The following is an 18,533-nucleotide window of genomic DNA, read 5'->3' as shown; positions in this document are numbered from 1 at the left end:
CTTCTTTGTTCATATGCAACCTCCTTTATAAATCCGGATTAATCTATCAATCGCTGTAAAATTGCCTCACAGATTCCAGCTGCACCAGCAACAGCTAAAAGAACAATTAATACTTCCCCACCAACTGGCCAAAGTAAATAGACGACAATTAAAATTGCTGTACACCATATTCCTGTACACCAATAGCAGCTCAATAGCTCACCTATCCAATGTCGTAATCCCTTCCCCTTTATTTCAATAAAGGTTATTACATCACCATTCGAGTCCACTTCTTCAACTTCTTTATGAAAAGGCTGCCGTATAAATCGTGTTATCTTATCATAAACAATCAGCCTAGTTAATCGAAAGGAAGCAAATACTAATAAGATAAAATCAAACCAACCGTTGATCATTCAGGTCATCCTTATTATTTAATCTATTTGGATTCATAAAATAGTATATTTTTATTCCAATCGTAATGTCACTGTAAAATGCCTATGTCTATAGAAATTCTCTATAACTACTAAATTATTTCTAAATTTAGGGCGGCTATTTGGTCGGATTCTGGATGAAATGACACAGTTCCTCTCACACTATAATCTCCTTCATTTGTTTGGACAAAGAAGTTATAGTTTTCAGTTACGAATGAAGATGTGTCTTCCGTTTTTCCGAGAAAATCATATCCCCTTACATTGGCTTGTGAAAAAGCAGTTTGAACAATTTCCTGTAGGTATTCACCCTTTCTTCCTTCTTCTTCATCTCGAACCGGTTCAATTTCGATATGAAGAATTCCCTGATTTGGATTTGCACCTAACGCTTCAAATGCTCTTCGATGTAAATTTATTCGATTATTTGGAAAGCCATGTACAGTATCGACAACAGTAGCATTAATTGCTTTACCGGTTTCCGGATTTCGCACTCGAATCCTTTGACCACATGTATAAGGTGAATTATTCCCGACAGCAACAGTCATATGATTATTCGTTGACCAAGATAATCCACATTTAGTACTCTCTCCCCCCATTGTCCACGTCGCCTCACCACTGATTCGCTGAATCTCGTCTGTAGGTATTGGCTCTGGCACTCGATAGGCTGGGACTGGATAAGGATAGTACCCATAGTAATAATTTGGTTGCTGATAATACATTTCATATCCCCCTTGATGTTAACATTGTTTATTTTGTTTGGAGTTATGTGAAAAAGGACATTTATCGCCCTACCATACAAACATATGTCAAAATAAGGTTGACCTGTTACAACCATTTCACGTATAGAAAATTTACCTCATCAAAAACTAAAGAAAACGAAAAGGATGTTTTGCGATGCGCGAATATACACTATTCGTAAAAGAGGCTACTAAGGAACCAAATATTTATAGAATGGAAGAGATTTTAAATCAACTTACAGGGGTTGAGAGGGTATTAGTAGATACCAATGATGGTGAGGTCAAAATAGAGTATGATGAAAAATTACTTTCGGAGGATACTATTGTAATGACACTAATAGAGAATAATTTTACAATTCTTCCATAACAGAAGAGCAGTATAGCATAAATTACATCTAAAACAGACATGCACATCATTCATTTTAATTTCTCCTACAATAAAACACTCTGGGAAATTTTTAAACCCTTTAATATTGTACCGAAAATCAACTTTCCGGTAATTTTACCAGCGAAAACTTGCTCCCTTATCGCTTCAGAAACAAAGGTTAATTTACATTCATTATCTCTTCACAATAAGTTACTATGGATTATCTCTTGATATAAAACTTAGTGCCAGCGCAGGTATACTTGCTTTGGTTACCGTTTTTCTATGGATGAGTTGATTTTTGGGAAGCAATATGCACTTTGATTACCGTTTTTTATGGATGAGCTGATTTTTGGGAAGCAATATGTACTTTGGTTACCATTTCTCATGGATGAACTGGTTTTTGGGGCGCATTATGTGCTTTGGTTACCGTTTTCTATGGATGAGCTGATTTTTGGGAAGCAATATGTGCTTTGGTTACCGTTTTTCTTGGCTGGACTGATTTTCGGGAAGCAATATGTGCTTTGGTTACCGTTTTTCTTGGCTGAGCTGATATTTGGGAAGCAATATGTACTTTGGTTACCGTTTCTCATGATTGTAATGATTTTTGGGTGGAAATCCTGGCTTTTGGATACCGTTTCTAATGACCTCGCCCAATCTTCGGTAGGTAAATCTTCACATTACCTACCATTCCCAGATCTGTCAGATATTTGGCAAGCAATGCTCCCTGAATTACTTCTGACTAAACGCCACCATATTGATTGTTTATCTTAATAGCGAAATGTAGAAGATGGTTTCAATGAAAATAAATAGAGATACTTTTTAGAATGGAAAAGACATTACTGGGAAATGTAATATCAAGATATTTTTTTGAAAGGGGCATCTCGGATTGAAATATGTACCTTCCTTCATCATAAAAATTTTATTCACCACCGTCGCACTTTGGTTCATTCTAGGTATGTTTTACGGTGTCTCATTAGGTGATATATTACTTATTAGCTTTATCCTCAGTACTGTAGCATATCTCGGGGATGCTTTCATATTACCTAACGTGTCTAACTTTTGGGCAACAATTGGTGATTTTGGATTAGCATTTGTTGGAATTTATCTCCTTGGACTAATATTTATCGACAGAAACATTCAACTTGCAGACGCTTCCTTACTATCTGGAATCGTTATTGCTGGTTGTGAGATATTCTTTCATCGCTACATGAAAAGGAATGTGATAGAGGATGAAGAAAACCAAGAAATATCTAGATCAATAACTATTCCCCAACACAAGCTTCAGCCGGAAATAAGTAAAGAACTAGATGAGGAAGAATAAAAAAGCTAAAAAGTGGTATTCAGCTTCATTTGCTGTATACCACTTTTAACTTTTTCTACCGTATATCAATTATTGTTTTAACTCTTTTAAGATGCTCTCAATTTGCGTCATTAGTTCAGCAGCTTTCGTCCATTCACCTTTGGAAAGAGCATCTTGGTATTGATCAAATAAGTCTGATACCTCAAGAAGTATTCCTTCCGCTTCTTTAATAGGTTCATCCTCTTTGTCATTTTCATTTGGTTTGGTTTGACCCTTCTCTTCAGTTCTACTGTTTTCAGGATCAACAATTTGAAGAATTCTCTCCATCGCTTTCGTGAAATTCTCTTCCATTACTATATAGTCACCATAAGCTACAACTACTTGTTTTACTTCTGGAAGTGATGTTTCATTAGATGATTCTATATAGATTGGCTCTACATACAGCATTGTGTCCTCAATTGGAATAGCTAAAAGGTTTCCACGAATAACCTCTGAACCTCCTTGAGACCATAGGTTCAATTGCTGGGAGATGACACTGTCTTGATTAATTCGATTCTCGATTTGCTGCGGTCCATAGACATTCTTTTGCTTAGGGAATCGATAAACAAGCATCTCTCCGTAGTGCTCCCCATCATTACGGACTCCCATCCAAGCAATCATATTCTGCCTAGTTTTTGGTGTGAATGGTTGTATCATGATGAATTCCTCTTCTTCATAATCTGGAAGCTTCATCGTCACAAAGTAAGGCTCCATTTCAACATCTTTATTATAATATTTTTCTGTTGGGAAATGCCAAACATCCTCGCGATTATAGAACACCTCTAAATTAGACATATGATAGGTTCCGTACTTCGATGCTTGTATTTTAAATAAATGCTCTGGATAACGGAAATGTGCCTGTACATCCTTAGGAATATCTACTGTAAATAATTCTGGAAACATATTTTGATAGGTTTGTAGTAATGGATCACTCGGATCTACCACATAAAAGTTCACTTCTCCTGTATATGCATCAATTACTACCTTTACAGAATTTCGAATATAGTTTTTACCATTTTTATACGGCTCAGCATATGGATAATGTTCTTCCGTTAGGTAAGCATCCATTATCCAAGCCAGACTCCCATCATCTCTTACAAAGATATACGGATCACTATCGTAAGTGAAAAATGGTGCAATTCGCTCTACACGTTCAACAATATTACGTGTTTGAAGTAGCAAGCTATCCTCCGTAATCTGGTCAGAGACTAACATACGGAAATTCCCTGTATTAATAGCAAAAAGCAAGCGATTTAGTCCTGTCATAGGAATACCATTATCTGCTTCAAAGCGTGACGTTGCATTATCTCCGCCCTGTGGATAATCAAATTCATCCTTCTTACTTTTTACAATAACTTCATCATAGGATTCCTCACCAAAATATATCTGTGGTCTAGTAATCTCCATCACCCCTTGTGGTGGAAGATTATTTAGCATATATTTTGGCTGTCCCTGTGGGGTCACCTCATTTACATGACTCATCACGACTCCATAGCCATGGGTATAGCGTAAATTCTGGTTTTCCCATGTTTTTGCTTGATCAGACAAGTCTTCTGTTCGCAATTCCCTTGCACTAATAAAAACCTGTTCATACTTTCCATCTACCCAATAACGATCCATATCCACATCATTAAAGGAATAATAAGGACGTATTGTTTGTGTTTGATCATAGACATCCTCTAAAGGACGAACATCATTAATACGAACATTTTCAATTGTCTTTTGGTTACGTTCAACCATTTCAACATTTAGGCTATCATTAGCTGGATGCTCTTGCTCTTTAATGTTAGCTAATTTATAGGCAGCCTTCGTATATTCTAAATTATGAGCTAAATACGGCTCTTCTTTGGAAAATTCATTAGGAGAAACGATAAAGCTTTGTACCACAACACTTGCAAGCTGTCCAGCCACTACTAGTACCAAATATACACCGATTGGGAGTATCATGGAAAAAATCTTGCCGCGATTCATCGCAATAATCATCCAGACAGTTCCTATTACTGCTACACCAGCTAATATATAGGAAGTCGGAATGTTAATCAGTTTATCTGTATAGCTTAGTCCGTAAACCGCACTTTCTTGAAACAAATTAACCTTATTCGTAAGCAATGTTTCGTACGGAGCCAGCATATGCAAACCAGCCAAAAATAATCCTACAAACCCTAACGTAATCCCCATATGAATTTGGGCTTTTTTACTTTTTCGATACATACCAAATACAGAGTAGCAGCCTGCCTCAATTAAAAAGAATATAACAGCTAACCCTAGCAACAAATTGAACATTATTTTTAATAAAGGCAGTGTAAACATATAAAAGGATATGTCCATGCCAAAATACGGATCCTCCACGCCAAAGGAAGCTTGATTCATAAATTTTAATAAAGGCTCCCAGCCAATTTCTTGTACTAAGATACTTCCTATTAATCCAATGACAGCAGCTAATACTAGAATAATTGCATTACCTGTTTTTTTATGAATCATCATTGGTGGGAGCTTCTCATGTCCTAAATGACCAATGTATGCACTTCTAATCCAGAAAAAAGTAACGGCAGAAAGGATCATAAATACAATAAATCCTAAACCTGCAAGTAATACTTTGCTGCCAAGAACGGTTGTAAATACATTACGAAATCCTAATGAGTCCATCCATATGAGATCAGTAAAGAAATCAACCGATAAGAACCCTACAATCAATAACAAAACGATTACTAATAGTGTTATCGATTTTCCTTTCGATAACTTTTTTCGTTCTTTAGCAGATTTATTTTTAAATACTGTAAAATCCAATGCTGTTCCCCCTATTATTTCAATTATGTTTAAGCAATAATCTAACAAGTAATACGTACTAAAGTCATAATAGTTTCAAGTTTTTCAACTAGAAAAATTCATATAATCCGTCTGCAAAATAGTGGTATTCCTTATCATCAATAATTCGCCCACCATAACCGGCAAAAAATATGTCTCGATCCGCTTCTTTTTCGAATGCCTGTGGTATTTTCCTAATCGCAAGTGCCACATCATAACGAGGATCTCCATTTGCTCCACCACTCCAATCGATAATCTTCACGATTACACTATTATGAACCATTACATTGTCTATCGTAAAGTCACCGTGAATAAGTGTTTGCTGGTAATCTTTTGGACGTTTATGGTGAAGCTCTTGAAGTAATTTTTCAGAGCCATCAACCTCATAATTCTTTAAATTAAAGGCTGCATCTTCCAACATATTATCCAGCCACAATTTATCAGTGCTTAGTTTAGGTGGGCACGGGGTGTCATGTAATTTACGAAGGATCTGTCCAAATTGAAAAATTAATTCCTGTCTCTGTTTTTCGTTTCTGCAATCTTGAAGTGCTTCCCGCAAAGTTACTCCAGGGATATACTCCATCAAAATCCAGCCCTCATCTTCTTTTAAACGGGAGATAGTCATATAGATTTTTGGGGTAAGATCCGTATGTTTTGAAAGAATTTCCAATACGTCACTTTCCCTCATTAACCAAGCTTTAAATTGTTCATTCTTAGAACGTTTTAAGACGAAGCTTTTTTCTTTATTCGTTAAAACAACAACATCAGAAGTACAGCCCTGTTCTGGAAAATCAAATGCTATTATTTCACCAATAAATTCTAATATCTCCTGCGGTATTTCATTTCTCTCAATTGGAGCCACTTATCTCTCTCCTCCCATACGTTTTCATATTACTATATTATCACAGAACTATTCTTAAGCACTTTCATTATGACGTAATCAGTGATAGGATTATGCTAAGCTAAAGTGAAAGGAATAAGATGATGGATTTAACACTAACCCCACTACCCCAAAGTTTTTATGAAGGACCTACACTTGAATTAGCTAAAAGATTATTGGGGTGTATATTAGTGAAAGAAACCGACGAAGGAATTTCCGGAGGTGTGATTGTCGAAACAGAAGCGTACCTAGGCTCGGTTGATCAAGCAGCACATAGTTTTCAAAATCGAAGAACAAAACGTACCGAGATTATGTTTCAAGAACCAGGGCATGTCTACACCTACCAGATGCATACACATACATTGGTCAACGTTGTATCTGGTCCAATAGGGATACCGGAAGCAATTCTTATTCGAGCTATTGAGCCTTCTATTGGGATTGATTTAATGCTTACAAGGCGCCCAGTAAAAAGCCTTCAAAATTTAACAAGTGGGCCAGGTAAGCTAACTAAGGCACTACATATATCAATGGATGATTATGGAAAGACCTTTTATAATTCTTCACTATTTATAGCAAAAGGAAAAAAGCCACTACATATTGAACAAGGCAAACGTATTGGAATTGATAACTCTGGTGAAGCAAGAGATTATCCCTACCGATTTTTGATTTCTGGAAATCCTTTTGTATCAAGGTAAACGCCTCACCGGTAGCAAAATTTGTACAATCTCTTGTCAGTAAAAAAAGCCCTATCATTTATAAAGTCGATTGGAGGTTATATGATGCTAACGCATTTTAATGAAGAAGGTCGAGCAAAGATGGTGGATATTACGGAAAAGAAAGTAAGCACTAGAGTAGCGAAAGCAAGAACTAGTATATTTATGGGAACTAAAGTATATGAAGCAATTAAACTACAAAACATAAAAAAAGGTGATGTTCTGTCTGTAGCTCAGGTTGCCGGTATTATGGCAGCAAAACAGACGGCATCATTAATACCCATGTGCCATCCGATTCCAATAAGCGGGGTAAATATATCCTTTGAATGGGAGAGCTCAGACAAAGATAATATGGAACTCATTATATTAACAGAGGTAAAAACAGTCAGTAGCACCGGAGTCGAAATGGAAGCATTAACGGCAGCTTCCGTAGCAGCCTTAACAGTTTATGATATGTGTAAAGCCATTGATAAAAGCATGACTATAGGATCTACATTCCTGCTTGAGAAAAGTGGAGGGAAAAGTGGCGATTTCAAACGAAAATAAACGATATAGATCTTATAATAAATATGGTCTATTTGAGTCTAACTAATAGACCATTCCTTTTTCGTATCTTTATCCTAAGTCTACCAAATAGCAACTGCACCACCTAAACAGAAGTAATAACTTTATCATTCAAATGATTGTAATTTCTTCCCTGCTTTTTGGTAGACTAAAGCCTTTCTAGTAAATCAAAGCCTAACAAGAAAGCTATAATTGGTAGTATGTGAGCCTCTTCTATTACTCTACCTTATCCTTTCTCAGTTCTTTTACTGCGTGCCCAAGCTCCGGGATAATTAATTTTTCCATTGCTAATTTTACTGCTTTCGTAGAACCGGGTGTCGAGAAAACAATGCGATTGTTGATAACTCCTGCAATAGCACGGGATAGCATACTTGCTGAGCCTATATCTAGGTTGTAGCTAAGCATGCGAAATAGTTCACCAAATCCAGGGATTTCCTTTGAAAAAAGTGGTTGAATTGCCTCAATGGTTACATCTCGATTGGAAATACCTGTACCGCCGTTCATGATAACTGCCTCTACATTATTATTTGTTGTTGCAGATTTCAATAGTTGCTGTATTACCTCTTTTTCATCCTTTATAATCGTGTACTGCATTACTTGATGTCCGTTTTCCTCAAGCAAATCGATAATTTTCCTTCCACTCGCGTCGGTTTCCTTCGTTCTTGTATCACTGATTGTAATCACTGCACATTGTACGGCTTTTATTTCATGCTGTCGATGTCTACTGAGCATGTCCCAATCCTCCTCCCTTCTCTGTTATTCAAGATAGCAATTATACTCTTCTAAACTATTTATATTTGTGAATAGTAAATCATCCTTCATCTCTACATAGGAAACCGTACATTTATCGAAAAGCTGCTTTATGGATAATTCCTTTCCTAGAAGTTGTTCCTTAATTTTATCCTTCATCGTTCCTCGGAAAATAGATAGTAGTGGCTGCAGCCTATCACCAGCAATTGGAACAATGACATCAGGATTATTACTACGATAAGGAAGAAGCAAGGAAAAAATTCTCTTTTCAATAAAAGGTACATCAACCGGAGCAATTAAATACCATTCTGCCTCAACCTTTTCCATTGCTGTATATATCCCAGCAAGTGGTCCGAGTCCTGCAAAATCCTGATGATCTGTTGTCAATTCTACAGAAAGCTTTTCATTCCGAAACTGTTTAAATAGACTTTCATTTGTTACTAAAACTATCGATTCGACAAGCTCATCCATGGCTTGGATAGAATAGAAATAGAATGGAATTCCATTTCTTTCAGCAAATGCCTTAGGGGATCCAAATCTTCTCGATTGTCCTCCTGCTAATACGATACCAACCATCTCTTTTTTCATTAAATTTTCCCCTTCATATTCCTCATAAAGAGCCATTCAACAAGCTCACTTTTATTCTGAAATACTGGATATTCCACCGGTAGCTTTAAATGGAAAGGTGCGTAAATTGCGATAATATTGGTTAATCCAGCCAAAATAGATAGGTCTGATTCATTCCTAACCATTACAATTTTTGGATCATGCCACTGTTTATAGCCCTCTACCACTAACAGCTCTATTCCTAGCTGTTTATAAATAAGTAATAAAATCTCTTTATCCCATTTTGTATGATGTGATAATTGAAATATATGCTCTCCTACAACTCCTGCAATGGTAGCACCGGAAGAACGGTGCTGTTCACTGTCTGTATTTTCGAACCCTATTGGTACTCCACCATGACCATGATGCTTCAAGGCACCAACCATTATATTTCTTTGACCAAAATAAGAGATGATAGCATTTGATAGACTTGTTTTCCCACTATTTTTATACCCAACAATCTGCAATACGTTCATCTTATCCACCACTTACCGGTGGAATAAAGGCAACGACATCACCAGATTTCACCCTATCTGTTGGCAATGCATATTCCTCATTTACAGCGGTCATAACACGATCAATTTGTGGCAAACTGTATTCTCTTTTCATCCAATCCTTTAATTCTGATACACTCATGTCATTTACTTCAACCTCAATCCGTTCCCTGCCAGTAGCCTCTTGAAGCTCAGCAAATAATAATACAGTAATCATACTCTTACTATCCCCTCTCTATATTCGGCGAACCATTTGGATAAGAAATCTTCTCTAATTGATCCCCAATCCATGTTTCCCCATCCTCCCAGTGCTCTTTTTTCCATATAGGAACAATCTGTTTAATTCTCTCAATCGCGTATTCATTAGCTTCATATGCTGCTTTTCGATGTGGTGATGAGACTGCAATAGCAACAGCAATATCTGAAATATGTAAATGGCCGATACGATGCGTAATAGCAATCTTCGTATCTTTCCATTTCCCTTCGACTTCTTCACCTATTTGTGCCAGCATTTTAACGGCCATCGGCTTATAAGCCTGGTATTCTAAATAAATTGTTTTTCTACCATTTGTCCATTCCCGAACCGTACCTAGAAAGGTGGTAATCGCCCCAGCCTCTCTCCGTGTAACCTTTTCAATTACCTCTTCCATTTGAATTGGGTCTTCCACTATTTCAAATAGCTTTTTATCCATGGTTTATTCTCCCTCTTACTTTCAATCCTTTACTCGCAAAATCATCATAGGTGGTCCCTTCCTGATCCTCCAATAAGAGGACTACAACCTCCATCCCTTTTTCATAACCCCTAGTTCCACCTGGCAATTGAATGAAGATATCTGCTTGCCCCAAGGAAGTCACCACATTAGACTTATCCAGTCCTACAGGATTAGCTACTAATTTGCCATATTCAAAGGTGAGGTGTCCGCGAACAAAACGATCAAAAGGATTTGGCTTTTTAAAATCTGTCCCTAATATTGCATACTCCTTTTTTAAAAATGGTTTTTTATTATGTAAAAATGCTCTTATCATTGGTCTTGTGAAAAGCTCAAAGCCAACATAGCATGCTGAGGGATTGCCAGATAAGCCAAAAAGAAGTTTCCCGCCTAGTTCAGCTACTGTTGTTACACTACCTGGACGCATTGCTATTTTATTAAATAACACATTTGCACCCAATTTATCATAAATTGCTGGCAGATAGTCATAATCACCAACAGAAACTCCGCCCGTTGTAATTAAAATATCAACCTTTTCAAGTGCTTCATGAACCTGCTGATAACAAATATCAAAATCATCACTAAACTGTCCTAAATAGTATGGGATCCCTCCAGCCCGTTTAATTTGAGCTAACACCATATAGGCGTTGCTATTACGGATTTTTCCTGGTTCAAGCTCAGCATCCACTTCTAATAGCTCACTACCTGTAGCAATAATACCGATCACAGGACTATTACTGACTGGAACCTTCCTATAACCAAATGTTGCTAGTAACGCAATAATCCCTGGATTAATATACGTTCCTTTCTTCGCTAACACGGTACCTTTTTTTGTATCCTCTCCTGTGAAGGAAATATTCTCACCAGGCTTCAGACTTCTTTTTAAATCAAACATTGCCTTTCCATCCGCTTCGTATTCATTTGCTAGCTCTAGCATAACTACGGCATCACAATTATCTGGAATCTGTGCACCTGTCATAATACGTACAGCCTGTTGATTTCCTATAGGTCCTTCAAAGACACTTCCCGCACCAATCTCACCAATGACTTCAAAGCTTATTGGATTCTCCCTTGAAGCCTGTACAGTATCCTTAGATCGAACAGCAAAGCCATCATATGGCGAGCGGTCAAAAAAAGGCACATCATGGTCAGCTATTAAATCTTCTCCAAGAAAATGCCCATAGGAATCTTCAATGTCTATGAATTGAGTACTGCCAGTTCTTTTAAAGCGCATGACACGCTCAATTGCTTCAATCACTTTAATTGGCCTTCTTCTTTCTACCAATCTTATTCCCCCTTTACCCTACCAATTGATAGTAAATATTCCTCGCTACGTCTGTAGAATCAGTACCGTGAATTAGAAATCTTCCATCTTGAAAAATAACGACACGATATCCTTGATAAGTTAGGGAAAGTAAAAATTCATTCTGCTTTACAGCACTTATCTTTCTAAGCCTATTGGCTAATTCATCGAGGTATATCTTTCTTTTTGCCCGTACTTGCACCGTATTTCTTCCACATAGCACTTCCATCTTAGTCTGAGTTTCATAGTTTAAGCTTGGATAGCTTGGATACTCTCCGCAAGTAGGACAAGAGCCCCTTTTCGCACGTTTTATATCAATAGAATGATAGAGATTATTCCATAAATCAAAGGTTACTAGATTAGATCGTAAAGCAGAGTAATCCTCTACTAATAATTTAAGTGCTTCTGCCTGCTGATGGGCAACAACCATTTGAACAGCAGGAGCAATTATTCCAACTGAATCACAGGTTGCACCGGAAATTGGAGTCGCATCTAATAAACAACGCAAACATGGGGTTTCTCCAGGTAATATTGTAAAACTCATTCCCGTGCTACCTACACAAGAACCAACAATCCATGGAACCTGATATTGGTGAATTAAGTCATTCATTAGAAATCGAATATCAAAGTTATCTGTAGCATCAATCACTAAATCTACGTCTTGTAATAGTGGAGGTAAGTTGGCAGCTGTTGCATCCATGACATGTGCACGGATATCGACCGTAGAATTGATTTGTTGTAAATGCTTCTTTGCTGCAACAGCCTTTGGTAACTCATTGATACAATCTTCTTCTGTGAAGAGCTGTTGTCTTTGTAAATTACTTTCCTCCACATAATCCCGGTCAATAACCGTTAACTTACCGATACCCCCTCGAACAAGGGATTCAGAATTAGCAGTTCCAAGCGCACCACAACCAAGGACTAAAACATGTTTTCCCCCTATTTTTTCCTGCCCCTTCTCCCCCACATACGTATATAAAATTTGTCGTGAATAACGATTCTTCATTTTCTTCCCTCTATCCTTAAAAAACTAACCACCAATATAAGACATTTCAATCCGATCTTTGTTTTTTACTGTTGCTTCCGTGCGTTCATCGGAGTAACGGTCTCCACGACTATTCCATATGTCGATAATATTTTCCTCTATTTCCTTATCAGTCTTTCCTGACCGTAGAAGCTCTCGAAAATCAAATCCCTTTGCTGCAAATAGGCATGTATAAAGCTTTCCATCTGCGGCAATTCTTGCTCTTGTACAGGTTGAACAAAATGATTCTGATACAGATGTAATAAACCCAACCTCGGTACTAGTTCCTACATAACGATATCGCTTCGCTACTTCTCCGAGATATGCTGGGTCAATTGCTTCTAATTCAAAATGCTGGTTTAACAAATGGTAAATCTCTTTTTTAGCTATAACCTTACTAAAATCCCAACCATTTGTTTTCCCAACATCCATAAACTCTATAAAACGTAATGTTATTTCCTTTTCCTTAAAAAAACGAGCCATTGGAATAATTTCAGGCTCATTCATACCTTTTTTCACAACCATATTAACTTTTACCTTTAGTCCAACCTCCATTGCCTTATCTATCCCTCTTAAGACGTGTTCCGTACGAATACCACTATCATTAATCCTCTGAAATAATTCATTGTCTAGCGCATCTAAACTAACATTAATTCGCTTTAAGCCAGCAGCCTTCAAATCTATAGCCATTTTTTCTAATAGAGTTGCATTCGTTGTAAGTCCGATATCTTCTAGGCCATCTATAGCCGATAATCTAGCTATTAAATCTGGTAAATTCCTTCTTAAAAGTGGTTCTCCACCAGTTAAACGAATTTTTTTAACGCCTAATCTAACAAACAATTTTGCCAGTCTCTCAATCTCTTCAAATGTTAGCAAATCGCTTTTAGGTAAAAAAGGATAGTCTTTTCCAAAAATTTCCTTTGGCATACAATATGTACAGCGAAAGTTACAGCGATCTGTAACTGAAATTCGTAAATCCTGTAAGGGACGACCAAACTTATCCGTGATTTTCATGACTGAACCGCCCTTCTAAAACTTTCTTTTAATCGATGGCACAGAGCTGTATACCATTACTGAATACAGCTCTATGTATTAATAATTTATTTTCAAGACTTGATTCCTGCTTCTCGTATTCGATTTGGATGTGTATAGACATTCATTTTATTTTCTCTAGCAAATCCGATTGCTGTTATTCCTAAATCATTTGCCAGGCTTAACGCCAAATCTGTTGGAGCCGATTTAGAAAGTAAGATTCCTACACCTATTTTCGATATTTTTAATAAAACCTCTGAAGAAATTCGACCACTAAAAACAATTAACTTATCCTTTAAGGGGATTTTTTGTTGTAAAATAGTGCCATACACCTTATCCAATGCATTATGCCGACCAATATCACTTCTTACCTCTAACAATCCTTCAGAAGTTGCAAGTGCTGCATTATGCACACCACCTGTCCTTCTAAATTGATCAGAGCGAATCAATAATTCTTTCATTAGATTATAGCACTGTTCTGCAGATATCGTTATTTTGCTTGTTATTGTTTTAGCAGTTTTTACATCACTCTTAAAATAAAATTGTCTACTTTTCCCACAACAGGATCCGATAAATCGTTTGGAATGCTCCGCTAATGATACGTCAACTTCACGATAAAGCTCTACATAAGCAAATCCTCGTTCAGCATCCAATTTTAGATCTTTTATTTCTTCATATAACCGTACAATTCCCTCTGAGGCAAGAAAGCCTATAACTAATTCCTCTAAATGGTTTGGTGAACAAACCATGGTTGCAAACTCTTCACCATTCAAGAAAATGGTGAGAGGAAACTCACGAACTATTTCCTCTGCAACCGGAACCGGCTCATTTCCGTTAAATCGAATAAATTCCCACTTATCCTGTTTTCCATCACCCATTACGCTCATCCTTTAATGTGGCTCCAATTCAAGCTCTTCTACTCGCTTTTCTACATATTTCGTATCCTTGTGGGCATAATACGTTTCTGCCTTTTCAACAATTACTGCAGTATTATATTCGGGGATTCCCGCATAGTCCTCGTATACACCCTTAGGTATTAATGAATTTCCTTCTGGCCAATGGACCTCAAGATTCCCAGGTTTCACAGGCTCAAATTTCGCTCTACCTGTAAACGTACCATATTGGTTAAAAACGACGATGGCATCTCCTTCTTTAATGCCTAAACCATTACCATCATCTTCATTGAGAAGCACATCATAACGATCTGCAGCATTAAACGGATCCTTTTCTCCATATATCATTGAATTGAACTGCTTTCCACGTCTAGTCGTGACATAGAAATGTCCTTCAGGTTTCCGCAGCTCTGGTATTTCTACAGTAATGAGATTTCCTTTTCCATCTGGTGTCGGACAAATTCCATCCTCACAAAGCCACGCCCCACCCCATTGGAACAAATCTCCTCTATTTTTCAAGTGTTGTATACCATCATAATTAGGTGCTGCTTTCGCAATTTCTTCACGAATCTCATGAGTATCCTTGAAATCGATTAATTCCTTTTCTTCAGGCTTAACTCTTTTCGCTAAATCTACATATATTTCCCATTCTGATCTTGCCTCTTCAATTCTCGGACCTTTAATTTCAGGTGAAAAATAAACCATCCTCTCTGTAGAGGTTGACGTACCACCACCAGGCTGCTCATAACGAGTCATTGCCGGAAGAATGATAACAGCTTGCTTTGCATCTAATAGTGTTGAAGTATTTAGTATAATATCTTGATGTACCCGAATATCGATATTTTCTAGACTTTCTTTTACAAAATCCGGATCTGGCATTGTTTCTAGGAAATTACCACCAGACATATAATAGAGTTTAAGTTTTCGTTCATGTTCATCCGGAAGAAGTGCGTTCTCTAAAGATACTCCAACGATATCCCCTTGCCATTCAGGTATTTTAAAGCCCCATATTTCTTCCACGCGCTCTCGACTTTTTTTATCAAGGCCACCGCCTGGTAGTGAAAACGGATCTGCTCCCATCTCTCCTGAGCCTTGAACCCCTGAATGTCCACGAATCGGCATTAAGCCACAATGTTCTCTACCAAGAAAGCCTCTAAGTAAAGCAAGATTTGCTACTTGTGATATATTATCCGTTCCAAAGCGATGCTGTGTTAATCCCATTGACCATACAAAAACTGCAGATTTTGAATTTGCTAGCAGATCTGCTAATTCTCGCATTCGAGCCTTTGTGATCCCTGAAGACTTTTCCAGTTGCTCCCATTCATATGCCATGACCTTTCCCTTTAATTCCTCTATTCCATTAACATGCTCACGGATAAATTCATGATTGAGTGCAGAACCTGGGATATTTTCTTCCATTTCAAACCAATGCTTCATTACCCCATGCATAAAGGCTATGTCTCCACCAATATTAACTTGATAAAAATCATCAGCAATCTTCGTGCCAAATAAAGCAGATTCTGCTATGGACGGAATCCAATACTTATCCATAGCTGGTTCATGATACGGATTAATAACGATTATTTTGGTTCCTTTTCGTTTAGCAGCATACATGTATTTCGTAGATACAGGCTGATTGTTAGCAGCTACCGAACCCCAAAAAACAAGTACATCTGTGCCAATCCAATCCTTATAGTTACAAGTAGATGCACCAACACCAATCGAACGACTTAAAGCCGTTTTAGAAGGAGAGTGACAAATACGTGATGCATTATCAATATTATTCACACCAAGAAATCGAGATACCTTTGCTAATGTGTAATACACTTCATTTGTGATACCACGAGACGTAGTATAAAAGGCAGCTTGCTTTGGTTGAATCATTTTCATTTTATCTGCTATAGTATTCAATGCTTCATCCCAAGAAATTCGCGTAAATTTACGGTCCCCCGGTTTACGTAATAACGGATATGGTATTCTACCAAGTTTGCGTAATTCTGTACTATCCAATTTTCGAAGTTCATCTATATCTGAGAATAGTATGCTATCTTTGATTGGCCCCATCGTATTAAGACGAAGTACATTAAGTCGAGTTGTACACAAATGAGGACCAGTTAACGTTTGATCCCTAAGCCCAGAAACTCCAAGTGCACAGCCATCACACACTCCCTGTGTTAAAATACGAGTGGCATAAGGTAAATTATCTTTATTTTCCCAAACGACCTTCATTGTATCCCTAATATGATGAGGTTTAACCTTCCCTAAACCAAACGGAACCTTACTAACCCATAATTTTGAATCTGGTTTTTTTGGTATTTTAATTGGACCTGTATGCTTTGTTTTTCCCAATCTTAAACCCTCCTTGTTCAGAATAAAAATAACCATAAGGGGCTGACTCACCTTCTGATGAGTCCACCCCTATTATTTCTAAAAGCTATTCTTTTGTTGCTGCTGTTGCATGCTGTGTTGTTAATTTTTGTTCCTGTTGTCCTCTTAATCGTCTGATATCAGCTCGTATCCATACAGATAGTCCCAAAGCTATTACGAACATAACAGTAAAGATTGTCATCGTTAACGTGTAGCTTCCTGTATTATCATAGATTAATGATAACAATATTGGTCCAACTACCCCGGCCATTGCCCATGCGGTAAGGATATAACCATGGATTGCACCAAGCTGCTTTGTTCCGAACAGATCACCTATATATGCTGGAACAGAAGCAAATCCCCCACCATAGCATGTTAAAATTGCAAATAATAAAATTTGAAATAAAAATGGGTTCGACGCAAAAGGTAATATTGCAAATGCAATTACTTGAATAATAAAGAAGGTAGTATAAACATTTGGACGACCGATATAATCACTAATGGTAGCCCAGCCAATTCTACCACCGCCATTAAACATTCCTAATACGCCAACCATGGCGGCTGCGGCGATAGCAGACATACCAGTAATCTCCTGAGCCATTGGTGAGGCAACCGCTAGTATAGCGATTCCGCAGGTTACATTGATAAACAACATAAACCATAACATCCAAAAGCGTCTTGTCTTTATAGCTTCGTTTGCGGTAAGCTGCGACAAATCTGGTCTAATCTTTATCCTTGTTTTACCTGCTTCTTGCTTCTCCACAAAGCCTTTTGGAGTCCAACCTTCAGGTGGTGGAGCTAAATATTGTGCGGATACAGTCATTACTAAGAAATAAATAGTACCAAGAATGAAAAATGTATTCGATATCCCAACAACACCTATTAATCCCTCAATTGCAGGTCCACTAATCATGGCTGCAAAGCCAAACCCCATAATGGCAAGTCCTGTTGCTAATCCCCGCCGATCTGGGAACCACTTAACTAACGTTGAAACTGGTGATATATAACCGATACCTAGTCCCATTCCACCAATAATCCCGTAAAATAAATATAATAAAACTAATGATTCCAATAATGTAGCTATACCAGATCCAGCAACTCCTATCCCAAAAAACAATGCTGCTAGCATACTAGACTTTTTGGGCCCGTTTTTTTCTACAAACCTCCCCATGAACGCAGCTGAAAACCCCAGGAAGAAAATAGCAATACTAAATGCGGTAGATACCTGTGTCTGACTCCACCCGTATTTGTCAATCATTGGATTCGTAAACACACTCCATGCATACGCAGATCCAATGGATAGGTGGACACCAAGAGCTGATGCAGCAATTAACCACCTATTTTTAACCTTCTCCATAAAAATCCTCCTTTAAATCAAATATATTGTAAGTCCTCTAGAATATCCTAGAGAGGGACCAACGAAAGTAAGGAATGTGATTTTATGTATATACAGAGATGGAAAAAATTAATAGAAGCTATTATGTAGAATTTCAGAATCGCAGGTAATTTTTTACTTTTAAACCCCTATATTCTATAAATTCT

General features: G+C 37.5%; 20 protein-coding genes. 5 read left to right on the top strand and 15 right to left on the bottom strand.

Annotated features, from left to right (window positions below; genetic code table 11):
- Nucleotides 1-38: 38 nt before the first annotated feature.
- Together HNR27_RS06690 and HNR27_RS06685 are read right to left on the bottom strand one after the other, a co-directional pair.
- Nucleotides 39-392, bottom strand: coding sequence for a DUF1360 domain-containing protein (locus HNR27_RS06690; RefSeq protein WP_212919432.1), 354 nt, complete (start codon nucleotides 390-392; stop codon nucleotides 39-41).
- A 110-nt stretch (nucleotides 393-502) separates the two neighbouring features.
- Nucleotides 503-1,126: an RlpA-like double-psi beta-barrel domain-containing protein gene (locus HNR27_RS06685; RefSeq protein WP_429339181.1), complete on the bottom strand. Its 624-nt coding sequence runs from the start codon at nucleotides 1,124-1,126 to the stop codon at nucleotides 503-505.
- Between the two features lie 175 nt (nucleotides 1,127-1,301).
- Here HNR27_RS06685 and HNR27_RS06680 point away from each other — a divergent pair, with 175 nt between their 5' ends.
- From HNR27_RS06680 to HNR27_RS06670, 3 genes are all read left to right on the top strand, one after another.
- Nucleotides 1,302-1,511, top strand: a complete 210-nt coding sequence (locus tag HNR27_RS06680; protein WP_429339180.1) for a heavy-metal-associated domain-containing protein — start codon at nucleotides 1,302-1,304, stop codon at nucleotides 1,509-1,511.
- Between the two features lie 333 nt (nucleotides 1,512-1,844).
- The gene (locus HNR27_RS06675; RefSeq protein ID WP_429339179.1) at nucleotides 1,845-2,282 is read left to right on the top strand and encodes a hypothetical protein; all 438 of its coding nucleotides are present in this window, start codon (nucleotides 1,845-1,847) and stop codon (nucleotides 2,280-2,282) included.
- Nucleotides 2,283-2,397: 115 nt separating this feature from the next.
- The gene (locus HNR27_RS06670; protein WP_429339178.1) at nucleotides 2,398-2,832 is read left to right on the top strand and encodes a YndM family protein; all 435 of its coding nucleotides are present in this window, start codon (nucleotides 2,398-2,400) and stop codon (nucleotides 2,830-2,832) included.
- Between the two features lie 69 nt (nucleotides 2,833-2,901).
- Here the strand turns inward: HNR27_RS06670 and HNR27_RS06665 are convergent, their stop codons facing one another.
- Both HNR27_RS06665 and HNR27_RS06660 read right to left on the bottom strand, forming a co-directional pair.
- Nucleotides 2,902-5,637, bottom strand: coding sequence for a UPF0182 family membrane protein (locus HNR27_RS06665; protein ID WP_429339177.1), 2,736 nt, complete (start codon nucleotides 5,635-5,637; stop codon nucleotides 2,902-2,904).
- An 88-nt stretch (nucleotides 5,638-5,725) separates the two neighbouring features.
- Nucleotides 5,726-6,517, bottom strand: coding sequence for a phosphotransferase family protein (locus HNR27_RS06660; RefSeq protein ID WP_429339176.1), 792 nt, complete (start codon nucleotides 6,515-6,517; stop codon nucleotides 5,726-5,728).
- Between the two features lie 119 nt (nucleotides 6,518-6,636).
- On the opposite strand from HNR27_RS06660, the gene HNR27_RS06655 reads away from it, so the two are divergent.
- Both HNR27_RS06655 and moaC read left to right on the top strand, forming a co-directional pair.
- Nucleotides 6,637-7,230, top strand: coding sequence for a DNA-3-methyladenine glycosylase (locus HNR27_RS06655; RefSeq protein ID WP_429339175.1), 594 nt, complete (start codon nucleotides 6,637-6,639; stop codon nucleotides 7,228-7,230).
- 84 nt (nucleotides 7,231-7,314) lie between these two features.
- Entirely contained in the window at nucleotides 7,315-7,794 is a 480-nt protein-coding gene (gene moaC, locus HNR27_RS06650) for a cyclic pyranopterin monophosphate synthase MoaC (protein ID WP_429339205.1), read from the top strand.
- 234 nt (nucleotides 7,795-8,028) lie between these two features.
- On the opposite strand, the gene HNR27_RS06645 is transcribed toward moaC, so the two are convergent.
- The 11 genes from HNR27_RS06645 to HNR27_RS06595 form a co-directional block, all read right to left on the bottom strand.
- Nucleotides 8,029-8,544: a MogA/MoaB family molybdenum cofactor biosynthesis protein gene (locus HNR27_RS06645; RefSeq protein WP_429339174.1), complete on the bottom strand. Its 516-nt coding sequence runs from the start codon at nucleotides 8,542-8,544 to the stop codon at nucleotides 8,029-8,031.
- A 24-nt stretch (nucleotides 8,545-8,568) separates the two neighbouring features.
- Nucleotides 8,569-9,150: a molybdenum cofactor guanylyltransferase gene (gene mobA, locus HNR27_RS06640; protein ID WP_429339173.1), complete on the bottom strand. Its 582-nt coding sequence runs from the start codon at nucleotides 9,148-9,150 to the stop codon at nucleotides 8,569-8,571.
- Nucleotides 9,150-9,644, bottom strand: a complete 495-nt coding sequence (gene mobB, locus HNR27_RS06635) for a molybdopterin-guanine dinucleotide biosynthesis protein B (RefSeq protein ID WP_429339172.1) — start codon at nucleotides 9,642-9,644, stop codon at nucleotides 9,150-9,152. Before mobB ends, mobA begins: the two co-directional genes overlap by 1 nt.
- Before the next feature lies 1 nt (nucleotide 9,645).
- Nucleotides 9,646-9,879 (bottom strand): molybdopterin converting factor subunit 1, encoded by a 234-nt coding sequence (gene moaD, locus HNR27_RS06630; RefSeq protein WP_429339171.1) that lies wholly within the window; start codon nucleotides 9,877-9,879, stop codon nucleotides 9,646-9,648.
- 7 nt (nucleotides 9,880-9,886) lie between these two features.
- Nucleotides 9,887-10,354, bottom strand: coding sequence for a molybdenum cofactor biosynthesis protein MoaE (locus tag HNR27_RS06625; protein ID WP_429339170.1), 468 nt, complete (start codon nucleotides 10,352-10,354; stop codon nucleotides 9,887-9,889).
- A complete protein-coding gene (locus HNR27_RS06620; protein WP_429339204.1) occupies nucleotides 10,347-11,663 on the bottom strand; it encodes a molybdopterin molybdotransferase MoeA in 1,317 nt (438 codons plus the stop codon). The genes HNR27_RS06625 and HNR27_RS06620 overlap by 8 nt, the downstream gene beginning before the upstream one ends.
- 7 nt (nucleotides 11,664-11,670) lie before the next feature.
- Entirely contained in the window at nucleotides 11,671-12,681 is a 1,011-nt protein-coding gene (locus tag HNR27_RS06615; protein WP_429339169.1) for a MoeB/ThiF family adenylyltransferase, read from the bottom strand.
- Between the two features lie 24 nt (nucleotides 12,682-12,705).
- Entirely contained in the window at nucleotides 12,706-13,713 is a 1,008-nt protein-coding gene (moaA, locus tag HNR27_RS06610) for a GTP 3',8-cyclase MoaA (RefSeq protein ID WP_429339168.1), read from the bottom strand.
- A 92-nt stretch (nucleotides 13,714-13,805) separates the two neighbouring features.
- On the bottom strand, nucleotides 13,806-14,609 hold the full coding sequence (fdhD, locus tag HNR27_RS06605; RefSeq protein ID WP_429339167.1) for a formate dehydrogenase accessory sulfurtransferase FdhD: 804 nt from the start codon (nucleotides 14,607-14,609) through the stop codon (nucleotides 13,806-13,808).
- A 12-nt stretch (nucleotides 14,610-14,621) separates the two neighbouring features.
- Nucleotides 14,622-16,973 carry an FdhF/YdeP family oxidoreductase gene (locus HNR27_RS06600; RefSeq protein ID WP_429339166.1) on the bottom strand — a complete coding sequence of 784 codons (2,352 nt, stop codon included), beginning with the start codon at nucleotides 16,971-16,973 and terminating at the stop codon, nucleotides 14,622-14,624.
- A gap of 85 nt (nucleotides 16,974-17,058) precedes the next feature.
- Complete coding sequence (locus HNR27_RS06595) at nucleotides 17,059-18,348, bottom strand: L-lactate MFS transporter (RefSeq protein WP_429339165.1); 1,290 nt, start codon at nucleotides 18,346-18,348, stop codon at nucleotides 17,059-17,061.
- Nucleotides 18,349-18,533 lie beyond the last annotated feature (185 nt).

Origin of the sequence: Ornithinibacillus bavariensis, assembly GCF_050433565.1 — a bacterium.
Lineage (GTDB): Bacteria > Bacillota > Bacilli > Bacillales > Amphibacillaceae > Ornithinibacillus > Ornithinibacillus bavariensis.
This window is presented reverse-complemented; position numbering and strand designations above follow the sequence as displayed.

Coding starts and splice junctions, on each gene's coding strand:
- HNR27_RS06645 (WP_429339174.1), bottom strand. CDS start 8,544: ATGCTCAGTAGACATCGACAGCATGAAATAAAAGCCGTACAATGTGCA.
- HNR27_RS06680 (WP_429339180.1), top strand. CDS start 1,302: ATGCGCGAATATACACTATTCGTAAAAGAGGCTACTAAGGAACCAAAT.
- HNR27_RS06615 (WP_429339169.1), bottom strand. CDS start 12,681: ATGAAGAATCGTTATTCACGACAAATTTTATATACGTATGTGGGGGAG.
- moaD (WP_429339171.1), bottom strand. CDS start 9,879: ATGATTACTGTATTATTATTTGCTGAGCTTCAAGAGGCTACTGGCAGG.
- HNR27_RS06625 (WP_429339170.1), bottom strand. CDS start 10,354: ATGGATAAAAAGCTATTTGAAATAGTGGAAGACCCAATTCAAATGGAA.
- HNR27_RS06675 (WP_429339179.1), top strand. CDS start 1,845: ATGGATGAGCTGATTTTTGGGAAGCAATATGTACTTTGGTTACCATTT.
- mobB (WP_429339172.1), bottom strand. CDS start 9,644: ATGAACGTATTGCAGATTGTTGGGTATAAAAATAGTGGGAAAACAAGT.
- HNR27_RS06595 (WP_429339165.1), bottom strand. CDS start 18,348: ATGGAGAAGGTTAAAAATAGGTGGTTAATTGCTGCATCAGCTCTTGGT.
- mobA (WP_429339173.1), bottom strand. CDS start 9,150: ATGAAAAAAGAGATGGTTGGTATCGTATTAGCAGGAGGACAATCGAGA.
- moaC (WP_429339205.1), top strand. CDS start 7,315: ATGCTAACGCATTTTAATGAAGAAGGTCGAGCAAAGATGGTGGATATT.
- HNR27_RS06690 (WP_212919432.1), bottom strand. CDS start 392: ATGATCAACGGTTGGTTTGATTTTATCTTATTAGTATTTGCTTCCTTT.
- moaA (WP_429339168.1), bottom strand. CDS start 13,713: ATGAAAATCACGGATAAGTTTGGTCGTCCCTTACAGGATTTACGAATT.
- fdhD (WP_429339167.1), bottom strand. CDS start 14,609: ATGGGTGATGGAAAACAGGATAAGTGGGAATTTATTCGATTTAACGGA.
- HNR27_RS06685 (WP_429339181.1), bottom strand. CDS start 1,126: ATGTATTATCAGCAACCAAATTATTACTATGGGTACTATCCTTATCCA.
- HNR27_RS06655 (WP_429339175.1), top strand. CDS start 6,637: ATGATGGATTTAACACTAACCCCACTACCCCAAAGTTTTTATGAAGGA.